The sequence below is a fragment of the Streptomyces sp. NPDC047130 genome (assembly GCF_040643475.1).
Classification (GTDB): domain Bacteria; phylum Actinomycetota; class Actinomycetes; order Streptomycetales; family Streptomycetaceae; genus Streptomyces.
This window is the reverse complement of record NZ_JBEYUK010000056.1, coordinates 1-10,324: the sequence shown is the minus strand read 5'-3', so window position 1 is coordinate 10,324 and position 10,324 is coordinate 1. Positions and strand designations below refer to the sequence as shown.

Here is a 10,324-nt window from a genome sequence, read left to right as displayed (position 1 = left end):
CGCCGCGTCAAGACCACCCCCACCCTCCAGACCGAGGAACGCCCGCAGGAGGAAGGGCCGGTCCGTTCCGACGTGGCCACCGACAACCCGGTGCCGACCCCGCCCTTCTGGGGCACCCGCGTCATCAAGGGCATCCAGCTCAAGGAATACGCCACCTGGCTGGACGAGGGCGCGCTGTTCAAGGGCCAGTGGGGCCTCAAGCAGGCCCGCACCGGCGACGGCCCGACCTACGAGGAGCTGGTGGAGACCGAGGGCCGGCCGCGGCTGCGCGGCCTGCTGGACCGGCTGCAGACGGAGAACCTGCTGGAGGCGGCCGTGGTGTACGGCTACTTCCCCTGCGTCTCCAAGGGCGACGACCTGATCCTCCTCGACGAGGACGGCGGTGAACGCACCCGGTTCACCTTCCCCCGCCAGCGCCGCGGCCGCCGGCTCTGCCTCGCCGACTTCTTCCGCCCGCAGGACTCCGGCGAGACCGACGTCGTCGGCCTCCAGGTCGTCACCGTCGGCTCCCGGATCGGCGAGGAGACCGCCCGCCTCTTCGCCGCCGACTCCTACCGCGAGTACCTCGAACTCCACGGCCTGTCCGTACAGCTCGCCGAAGCCCTGGCCGAGTACTGGCACGCCCGCGTCCGCTCCGAACTCGGCTACGCCGGCGAGGACCCCGACGACATGAGCGGGATGTTCGAGCTGAAGTACCGCGGCGCCCGCTTCTCCCTGGGCTACGGGGCCTGCCCCGACCTGGAGGACCGGGCCAAGATCGCCGAACTGCTGCGGCCCGAGCGCATCGGCGTCCACCTCTCCGAGGAGTTCCAGCTCCACCCGGAGCAGTCCACCGACGCCATCGTCATCCACCACCCCGAGGCGAAGTACTTCAACGCCCGCTGAGCCTCCGACGGCCACGCGCCCGTTTTCGACGGGCGATCGGCGCGAACCGGTCGTACACTGGTCGATCCACCGCAGGCCGGTCGTTCTCCCCCGGAGGGCGACCGGCCTGTCGGCCCCAGCGCGCGTTGCACGTCTTGTCGAAGGAGGTCCACGGATGACCAGTACGGTCCCCGCCACGACGACCCGGACGGCCGAGGAATCGGGTCTCCAGGCAGTGCTTCTCGACATGGACGGCACCCTGGTGGACACCGAGGGCTTCTGGTGGGACGTGGAGAAGGAGGTCTTCGCGTCACTGGGCCACCGGCTGGAGGAGTCGTGGCGGCACGTGGTGGTCGGCGGGCCGATGAGCCGCAGCGCCGGCTTCCTCATCCAGGCGACGGGTGCGGACATCGCGCTCGACGAGCTCTCCGTCCTGCTCAACGAAGGGTTCGAGGCGCGGATCGAGGAGCACCTGCCGCTGATGCCGGGCGCCGCCCGCCTGCTGGCCGAGCTCCACACCCACGACATCCCCACCGCGCTGGTCTCCGCCTCGCACCGGAGGATCATCGACCGGGTGCTGACCGCCCTGGGCGCCCACCACTTCCGCCTGACGGTGGCCGGTGACGAGGTGCCGCGCACCAAGCCGCACCCCGACCCGTACCTGCGGGCCGCGGCCGGCCTGGGCGCCGACCCGACCCGGTGCGCGGTCGTCGAGGACACCGCCACCGGCGTCGCCGCCGCCGAGGCGGCGGGATGCCGCGTCGTCGCCGTGCCCTCCGTGGCCTCCCTGCGGCCCGCGCCGGGACGCACCGTGGTGAAGTCGCTGGAAGAGGTCGACCTCCGTTTCCTGAGGTCGCTCGTCCACCGTCCCTGAGGCGCGCTCCCACGGAATTGGCGCAGCCCGTTCACGAATTGTTCACGGCGCCCGGCCGGGCAATTACTCACCGTGCTTCCGGCAATACGAAAAACTCCAGGAGATCGTGCCGGTCAAGCACCCCGGCCGGATTTTGGCATTCTTTTCCGCCGTTCATTCCTGTGACCTTCGACACGTCCGACGGGTCCGGGACCAGGGGAGATCCGCTCACGGACCCTCAAGGCACCCTTGTGGAAGGGGTCCTTGTGCCCGGTTTGGGGAAATGCCGCACGAATCCTTCCCCGGCGCCGTTGCCGCTGTGTCCACGGCTGGTTCCGAAGCGTGACGGCAAATCAGTTGCGGTCGGCTCCGGGCACCCCGGCGACGGCGGCTAATGTCGGCCGCGAGAAACATTCCTTCGCCCCCGCGACCCGACGCGCACCACCCTCAGGCCGGCGGGTCGGCGGAAAACGACAGCCTGGAGACGTCCGCGCATGAACCGCAAGACTCTGGCGCTGCCGGCCGTGATCGGCCTGGTCGCTCCACTGATCGCCGCCTGCGGCGGGTCCGACGGCGGTTCGGACGGCACACCGATCAGAGTCGGCACCACCGACCAGGTCGCCGCCTCGCCGGAGGCTCCCGCCCCGCTCGACCCCGCGTACGCCTACGACGTCGGCTCCTGGAACATCCTGCGCCAGTCGCTGCAGACCCTCCTGGTCCAGCCCCGAGGCGGGGGCGACCCCCAGCCGGAGGCCGCCGAGAGCTGCCGGTTCACCGACACGGGCAACGAGCGCTACTCCTGCACCCTGCGCAAGGGCCTGACGTTCGCCGACGGCGACCCCGTCACCGCGGACGACGTGAAGTACTCCGTCGAGCGGGTCCTGCGCATCGACGCGGACAGCGGAGTCGCCGGACTCCTCTCCACCGTGGACACGGTGGAGACCCGGGGCGAGCGCGAGGTGGTCTTCCACCTGAACTCGGCCGACGCGACGTTCCCGTACAAGCTCTCCACGCCCGTCGCGGCCGTCGTCGACCCCGACGAGTACCCGAAGGACAAGCTCCTCGAGGGCTTCGCCGTGCACGGCTCGGGCCCCTACGCCTTCGAGGCGGAGGTCGCCGACGGCGCCCTGAAGAAGGCCGTGTTCACCCGGAACCCGGACTACCGGGGCTCCCTCGAGGTGGGCAACGAGAAGGCGGAGCTGGTCAGCTTCGCCGACGCCGACGCGATGGGCGCGGCCCTGTCCGAGGGCGCCATCGACGTGATGTCCCGGACGATGACGCCCGACCAGGTCGAGAAGCTGGACGTCACGCCGGACGACGGCATCGAGCTGGTCGAGATGTCGGGCCTGGACATCCGTTACCTGGCCTTCGACACCGACGCCCCGGCCGTGCAGAACAAGGCCGTCCGCCAGGCGATCGCCCAGATCGTGAACCGGGGCGAGCTGGTGGCCGAGGTGTACGGCGCCCAGGCCGAGCCGCTGTACTCGCTGGTGCCGGCCAGCCTGACCGGGCACTCCAACTCCTTCTTCAACAGGTACGGCGAGCCCAGCGTCTCCAAGGCCGCCCGCATCCTCTCCCGGGCCGGCATCAGCACCCCGGTGCCGCTGGACCTCCACTACACGGTCGACCACTACGGCTCCGCCACCGCCGCGGAGTTCGAGATCCTGGCCGAGCAGCTCAACGACAGCGGGCTGTTCAAGGTGGGCGCCCCCCAGGGCACGCCGTGGAAGGAGTTCCGCCCGGCGTCGATGAAGGGGTCGTACGAGGTCTGGGGCATGGGCTGGTTCCCCGACTTCCCGGACGCGGACAACTACCTGGCGCCGTTCCTCGACAAGAAGAACTTCCTCGGCTCCCCCTACTCCAACGGCCGGGTGCAGCAGGTGCTCATCCCCGAGTCGCGGCGCGAGCCCGACCGTGCCGACGCCTCGCGCAGCCTGACCGCGATCCAGGACGTCGTCGCCGAGGACGTCCCGGTGCTGCCGCTGTGGCAGGGCAAGCAGTACGTCGCCGCCCGCGACGACGTCACCGGTACCGCCTACGCGCTCAACTCCTCCTCCACGCTGCAGCTGTGGGAGCTGAGCCGAGGCGTCGGCTCCGAATGACAGGTCCCGCCGGCCCCCCTTCCCGGGCCGGCGGGTATCGTCCCTCCCCCCACACACCGCCGCCGGGCTCGGCCGAGCCCGGCTTCCGTCACGAACGCATGACAAGGCACATCACGTGAAGAGACATCATCGGTGGCCGGTTCTGCCCGCGCTCGCCGCGCTGGGCGCAGCTCTGCTCGCCGGCTGCGGAACCGGGGAGGACTCGGCGAAGAGCGCCGACTCCACTGTGGTCGTCGGCATGACCGACGACGTGCTCGCCACCGACCCCGCCTCCGGCTACGACCCGGGTTCCTGGCTGCTGTTCAACAACGTCTTCCAGTCGCTGCTCTCCTTCCCGCGCGGCGCCGTCGAGCCGGAGCCCGAGGCGGCGCAGGAGTGCCACTTCACCGACGAGCACACCAAGGTCTTCCGGTGCACGCTCCGCGACGGCCTGGAGTTCAGCAACGGCGACCCGTTCACGTCCGAGGACGTGAAGTTCACCTTCGAGCGCATGCTGAAGATCGACGACCCGTCCGGGCCCGCGGTCATGTTCAGCTCGCTGGACAAGGTCGAGACGCCGGACGACAAGACCGTCGTCTTCCAGCTGAAGTTCCCCGACGCGACCTTCCCGAGCAAGATCGCCTCGGGTGCCGGCTCGATCGTGCCGCGGGGCGAGTACCCGGCCGACAAGCTGCGTGAGGACGGCAAGGCGATCGGCTCCGGCCCCTACCGCCTGGACTCCTTCGACGAGGACGAGGCCGTGTTCTCCCTCAACGACGGCTACCAGGGCACCGCCGAGACCCGCAACGCGGGCGTCACCCTCAAGCTCTTCGGCGGCGACCGCACCGCCCTCAAGCAGGCGCTGGCCGAGGGCGAGGTCGACGTCGCCTACCGAGGCCTCGCCGCCGGCGACATCGCCGAGATCGAGGAGAACAGCACCGGCGACGAGGAGATCTCGGTCCTCGAGGGCTCCAGCGCCGAGGTCCAGCACCTGGTCTTCAACGTCAAGGACCCGGTCGTCGGCAACGTGGGCGTCCGCAAGGCCATCGCCTACCTGCTGGACCGCGAGGCGCTGATCGAGGAGGTCTACGAGCAGACCGCCACGCCGCTGTACTCGATCGTCCCCGCGGGCATCGCCGGCCACAACACGGCCTTCTTCGACACCTACGGCTCCAAGCCCTCCAAGGCCGCCGCCCAGCAGGCGCTGACGGAGGCGGGCGTCACCAGCAAGGTGAAGCTCACCCTCTGGTCCACCCCGGACCGCTACGGCCCGGCGACGGACCTGGAGTTCGAGGCGATCGCCGAGCAGCTCAACGACAGCGGCCTGTTCGACGCCCAGGTGAAGTCGGTCAAGTTCGCCCAGTACGAGAAGGACATCGCCGCCGGCAAGTACGGCGTCTACGTCAAGGGCTGGGTGCCGGACTACCCGGACCCGGAGAACTTCACCGGCCCGTTCTTCGGCGAGGGCAACGTCCTCGGCAACAACTACGAGAACAAGACCATCACCGAGGAACTGATCCCGGCCACCGCCGCCCAGCGGGAACGTTCCGCCGCCTCCCGCGACTACGAGGAGCTGCAGAACATCGTGGCCGAGGAGCTGCCGATGCTGCCGCTCTGGCAGGCCAAGCAGTACGCCGTCGTCCGTGACGGCGTGTACGGCCTCGAGAAGTGCCTGGACGCCTCCACGGTCTTCCGCTTCTGGGAGATCAGCAAGGGCAGCTGAGCAAGGGCACCGGCTGACCGCGGGACTCCGCGTGGCGACACGACGGCGCCCCCACCCGGCATCGGGTGGGGGCGCCGTCGTACGCCCGCCGGACGGGGCGGGGACAGCGCGTCACTGCCCGCCGGGACGCACCAGGCCGCTCTCGTACGCGTACACCGCCGCCTGCACCCGGTCGCGCAGCCCCAGCTTGGTCAGGACGTGGCCGACGTGCGTCTTCACGGTGGTCTCGCCGACGAACAGGTCCGCGGCGATCTCCGCGTTGGACAGCCCCCGCGCCACCAGCTTCAGGACCTCGACCTCACGCTCGGTCAGCGTGCGCAGGGCGTCCGGAACCGTCTCCTCGCCCGAGGGCAGGTGGGTGGCGTACTTGTCCAGCAGCCGCCGGGTGATGCTCGGCGCCAGCATCGCCTCCCCGGCGGCCACCACGCGGAGCGCCTGCACCAGCTCGTGGGCCGGGGCGTCCTTGAGGAGGAAGCCGCTGGCCCCGGCGCGCAGCGCCTCCACCACGTACTCGTCCAGGTCGAAGGTGGTCAGCACCAGCACCTTGGCCGGGCCGTCGCGCTCAGGGCCGGTGATCCGGCGGGTCGCCTCCACACCGTCCATCCGCGGCATGCGGATGTCCATCAGGACCACGTCCGGCTGCAGCGCGCGGACCTGCTCCACGGCCTGCCGGCCGTCGCCGGCCTCGCCGACCACGGCGATGTCCTGCTCCGCCTCCAGAATCATCCGGAAACCGGTGCGCAGCAGAGGCTGGTCGTCCACCAGCAGGACGCGGATCGCCACGTGACTTCTCCCTAGCTCGAAAACCGGCGACGCGGACCCCGGCGGCCGGCCCGTCTCATTCTGCCGTGCGCCGCGCGGGCACGGGCAGGGTGACCGGCAGCGGATACGGCGGGGGAGTGCCCCCGAACTCCGGGCAGCGCGTCCGGTGGTCGCACCAGTCGCAGAGCCTGCTGGGCCGGGGCCGCCAGTCGCCCGTCGCCGTGGCCTGCTCGATCGCCTCCCACAGCGCCAGCAGCTTGCGCTCCACCCGCTGCAGGTCCGCGGGGACCGGGTCGTACGTCACCACGTCGCCACTGCCGAGGTACACCAGCTGCAGGCGGCGCGGCAGCACCCGCTTCAGCCGCCACACCACCAGCGCGTAGAACTTCATCTGGAACAGGGCCTCCTCCGCGTACTGCGGGCGGGGGGCCTTGCCGGTCTTGTAGTCGACGATCCTGACCTCGCCGGTGGGCGCGACGTCGACCCGGTCGATGATGCCGCGCAGCCGCAGCCCGGAGTCGAGCTCCGCCTCGACCGTGAACTCCCGCTCCACGGGTTCCAGACGGGTCGGGTCCTCCAGCGTGAACCAGCGCTCGACCAGCCGCTCCGCCTCCGCCAGCCAGCCGGCCAGACGCGTGCCGTCCGGGTCGTCGGCGAAGAGCTCCGCCACCTCGGGGCGGCTCTCGCGCAGCCGCTCCCACTGGCCGGGCAGCAGGTCACGGGCGCGGGGAGCGGTCCGGTCGGCGGCGGGCGCGTCGAAGAGGCGCTCCAGCACCGCGTGCACCAGCGTGCCGCGGGTGGCCGCCTCGCTGGGCTTCTCGGGCAGCCGGTCGATCACCCGGAAGCGGTAGAGCAGCGGGCAGCGCATGAAGTCCGACGCGCGCGAGGGAGACAGCGACCTCGGCGGCGAGGCGGCCGGTGCGGCGGGGGCGTCCGCCGCCGCCTCCGTCGGGGTGTCCGTCGCGGCCTCGGCGGCCGGGGTCGGGGCGGCGGTGCTGGTCTCCATGCCATCAGACCTTACGGCCCCGTGCCGACAGCCCGGGACCGAAGGGGACATGGGCACCGTCACAGCGGGAAAGGCTCAGGGGGGTGCCAAGGCGTGCGATGCGGGTCACGCCGCATACCATCGACCTCGGGTCGCTCCACCGCACGCGGGCGCGTGGAGGACGAACGCTTTTCGGACGAGGGGACAACCGGCGTGGTGCAGAGCGGCGCGAGCGAGGATCCGCGACCCGACGACGACGCCACGCCCATCCCGCCCGATCCCTCCGCCACGCCCCCGTCCGGCCCTTCCGCCGAGCCGGACCGCGCCGCCGAGCCGGACCGCGCCGTTGAGGCGGACCGCGGTGCCGAACCGGACTCCGCCGCCAAGTCGGGCCCCGTGGCCCAGCCGGACCCCTCCGCCGAGCCGGACCCCTCCGCCGAGCCGCGTCCCGCCGCTGCCGAGGCCCGGCCGGCGCCCGGGCCCGGCGGCGACCGGCCCGCGGGGAGGCCGGCGCCCGGCGGGCCCGGCGGCCCGGAACCCGAGCCCCCGGCGGCCGGCGGGCCCGCGAGCGTGCCGCCCGGTACGGGCGGCGAGCACCGTCCCGCCGAGGAATCCGGCGACGCCGGTGGGACGGGGACCGGGCGCGCGCCGTCGCAGCCGGAGGGGCCGGAACGGGCCACCGGCGGCGGGGGCGAAACCGCGCCGCCGGGGAAGGCCGCGCCGGAGACGCCCTCCGGGCGGACCCTCGCGCACGGGCACGGCCCCGGCCGGGAACAGGACGACCGGGAGAAGGAGCCCCGCAGCGGCCTGCTGATGGGGCGCCCCTTCGGCGTCCCGGTGTACGTGTCGCCGAGCTGGTTCCTGGTCGCCGCGCTGATCACCTGGGTCTTCGGCAACCAGCTGGAGCGGATCCTCCCCGACCTCGGCGCCGCCCGCTACCTGGTCTCCCTCTTCTTCGCCGTGGCCCTCTACGCGTCCGTGCTGGTCCACGAACTCGCCCACACCGTCGCCGCGCTCCGCTTCAAGCTGCCGGTGCGCCGCATCCAGCTCCAGTTCTTCGGCGGCTTCTCCGACATCGGCAAGGAGTCGGAGACCCCCGGCCGGGAGTTCGTCCTGGCCTTCGTCGGTCCGCTGCTCTCCCTGGTGCTCGCCGGCGTCTTCTACCTGTCCCTGTTCGCCGTGGAGCCCGGCACCGTGCCCGGCGTGCTGCTGGCCGGTCTGATGATCTCCAACCTGATCGTCGCCGCCTTCAACCTGCTCCCCGGCCTCCCGCTGGACGGCGGCCGGATGCTCCGCGCCGTGGTCTGGAAGATCACCGGCAGGCCCATGACCGGCACCGTCGCCGCCGCCTGGGTCGGCCGGGCCCTGGCCCTCGCCGTCCTCATCGGCTTCCCGCTGCTCACCCGCTCCGGCGCCGTCGGCCAGGCCGAGACCGACGGCATGGACACCGTCCTGGACGCGCTGCTCGCCGCCATCGTCGCGGCGATCATGTGGACCGGCGCGGGCAACAGCCTCCGCATGGCCCGGCTCCGCGAGCGCCTGCCCGAACTGCGCGCCCGCACCCTCACCCGCCGGGCCGTGCCCGTGCAGCCCGACACCCCCGTCTCGGAGGCGCTGCGCCGCGCCAACGCGTCCGGCGCCCGCGCCCTGGTCGTGGTGGACACCGCCGGCGTGCCCGTCTCCCTGGTCCGCGAGACCGGCATCGCGGGCGTCCCCGAGCACCGCCGGCCCTGGGTCGCGGTGTCCGGCCTGGCCACCGAGCTGACCGAGGGCATGCGGGTCTCCGCCGAGCTGGGCGGCGAGGAACTCCTCGAGGCGCTGCGCGCCCACCCCGCCACCGAGTACCTGGTGGTCGAGGAGACCGGCGAGATCTACGGCGTGCTGTCCGCCGCCGACGTCGAGCAGGCGTTCGTGAAGGCCATGGCCCGCCGCCGCTGAGACCGCCGCCCGGTCCGCCGGTCGGGACACCCTCCGCGGACCGGTAGGCTGGTCACATGTCCGAACCGACCGGTGCCGCCCGCAGGCGCGGGCCCTTCAAGGTCGGGGACCAGGTTCAGCTGACCGACCCCAAGGGCCGCCACTACACGTTCACGCTGGAAGCGGGAAAGAACTTCCACACCCACAAGGGTTCCTTCCCGCACGACGAGCTGATCGGCGCCCCCGAGGGAAGCGTTGTCCGCACCACGGGGAACGTCGCCTACCTGGCGCTGCGCCCCCTGCTCCCCGACTACGTCCTGTCCATGCCCCGCGGCGCAGCCGTGGTCTACCCCAAGGACGCGGGGCAGATCCTGGCCTTCGCCGACATCTTCCCCGGCGCGCGCGTCGTGGAGGCCGGCGTGGGCTCCGGATCGCTCAGCTCCTTCCTGCTGCGCGCCATCGGCGACCAGGGCATGCTCCACTCCTACGAGCGCCGCGAGGACTTCGCCGAGATCGCGAAGCAGAACGTCGAGCGCTACTTCGGCGGCGAGCACCCGGCCTGGCAGCTCACCGTGGGCGACCTCCAGGACAACCTGAGCGACACCGAGGTCGACCGGGTCATCCTCGACATGCTCGCGCCCTGGGAGTGCCTGGAGGCGGTCTCCAAGGCGCTGGTCCCCGGCGGCATCCTCTGCTGCTACGTGGCCACCACCACGCAGCTCGCCCGCACCGTCGAGTCCATCCGTGAGATGGGCTGCTTCAACGAGCCGACGGCCTGGGAGTCGATGATCCGCAACTGGCACATCGAGGGCCTCGCGGTCCGCCCGGACCACCGGATGATCGGCCACACCGGCTTCCTGCTCACCGCCCGTCGTCTCGCGGACGGCGTCGAGCCGCCCATGCGCCGCCGCCGCCCGGCCAAGGGCGCCTACGGCGAGGACTACGCCGGCCCCAACGCCGACGGCGGCTCCCGCTAGAGGCCGTCCGGCGTGCGCGACCGTGCGCACGCCCCCGCAACTCCCCGGCGCACCGGCCGGGTTGCCGTGCCCGGAGGACTTCCTCCTGGTCATCGACGAGTCCCACGTCACGGTCCCGCAGATCGGCGCCATGTTCGAGGGCGACGCCTCCCGCAAGCGCAC

General features: G+C 72.1%; 8 protein-coding genes. 6 read left to right on the top strand and 2 right to left on the bottom strand.

Annotation, left to right across the window (positions count from 1 at the left end; genetic code table 11):
* From ABZ836_RS30245 to ABZ836_RS30230, 4 genes are all read left to right on the top strand, one after another.
* Nucleotides 1-885, top strand: an 885-nt coding sequence (locus ABZ836_RS30245) for a vitamin B12 dependent-methionine synthase activation domain-containing protein (protein WP_361147548.1), incomplete at its 5' end; no start/stop codon positions are given.
* 154 nt (nucleotides 886-1,039) lie between these two features.
* Nucleotides 1,040-1,738: an HAD family phosphatase gene (locus ABZ836_RS30240; RefSeq protein WP_361147545.1), complete on the top strand. Its 699-nt coding sequence runs from the start codon at nucleotides 1,040-1,042 to the stop codon at nucleotides 1,736-1,738.
* Between the two features lie 473 nt (nucleotides 1,739-2,211).
* On the top strand, nucleotides 2,212-3,819 hold the full coding sequence (locus ABZ836_RS30235; RefSeq protein WP_356138115.1) for an ABC transporter substrate-binding protein: 1,608 nt from the start codon (nucleotides 2,212-2,214) through the stop codon (nucleotides 3,817-3,819).
* Between the two features lie 115 nt (nucleotides 3,820-3,934).
* Nucleotides 3,935-5,521: an ABC transporter substrate-binding protein gene (locus tag ABZ836_RS30230; RefSeq protein WP_356138113.1), complete on the top strand. Its 1,587-nt coding sequence runs from the start codon at nucleotides 3,935-3,937 to the stop codon at nucleotides 5,519-5,521.
* Between the two features lie 111 nt (nucleotides 5,522-5,632).
* On the opposite strand, the gene ABZ836_RS30225 is transcribed toward ABZ836_RS30230, so the two are convergent.
* Together ABZ836_RS30225 and ABZ836_RS30220 are read right to left on the bottom strand one after the other, a co-directional pair.
* On the bottom strand, nucleotides 5,633-6,304 hold the full coding sequence (locus tag ABZ836_RS30225; RefSeq protein ID WP_356138111.1) for a response regulator transcription factor: 672 nt from the start codon (nucleotides 6,302-6,304) through the stop codon (nucleotides 5,633-5,635).
* Nucleotides 6,305-6,359: 55 nt separating this feature from the next.
* Nucleotides 6,360-7,289, bottom strand: coding sequence for a RecB family exonuclease (locus tag ABZ836_RS30220; protein ID WP_361147540.1), 930 nt, complete (start codon nucleotides 7,287-7,289; stop codon nucleotides 6,360-6,362).
* A 192-nt stretch (nucleotides 7,290-7,481) separates the two neighbouring features.
* Here ABZ836_RS30220 and ABZ836_RS30215 point away from each other — a divergent pair, with 192 nt between their 5' ends.
* Nucleotides 7,482-9,206 carry a site-2 protease family protein gene (locus ABZ836_RS30215; protein WP_361147537.1) on the top strand — a complete coding sequence of 575 codons (1,725 nt, stop codon included), beginning with the start codon at nucleotides 7,482-7,484 and terminating at the stop codon, nucleotides 9,204-9,206.
* Between the two features lie 56 nt (nucleotides 9,207-9,262).
* Nucleotides 9,263-10,162, top strand: a complete 900-nt coding sequence (locus ABZ836_RS30210) for a tRNA (adenine-N1)-methyltransferase (RefSeq protein ID WP_151774704.1) — start codon at nucleotides 9,263-9,265, stop codon at nucleotides 10,160-10,162.
* Nucleotides 10,163-10,324 lie beyond the last annotated feature (162 nt).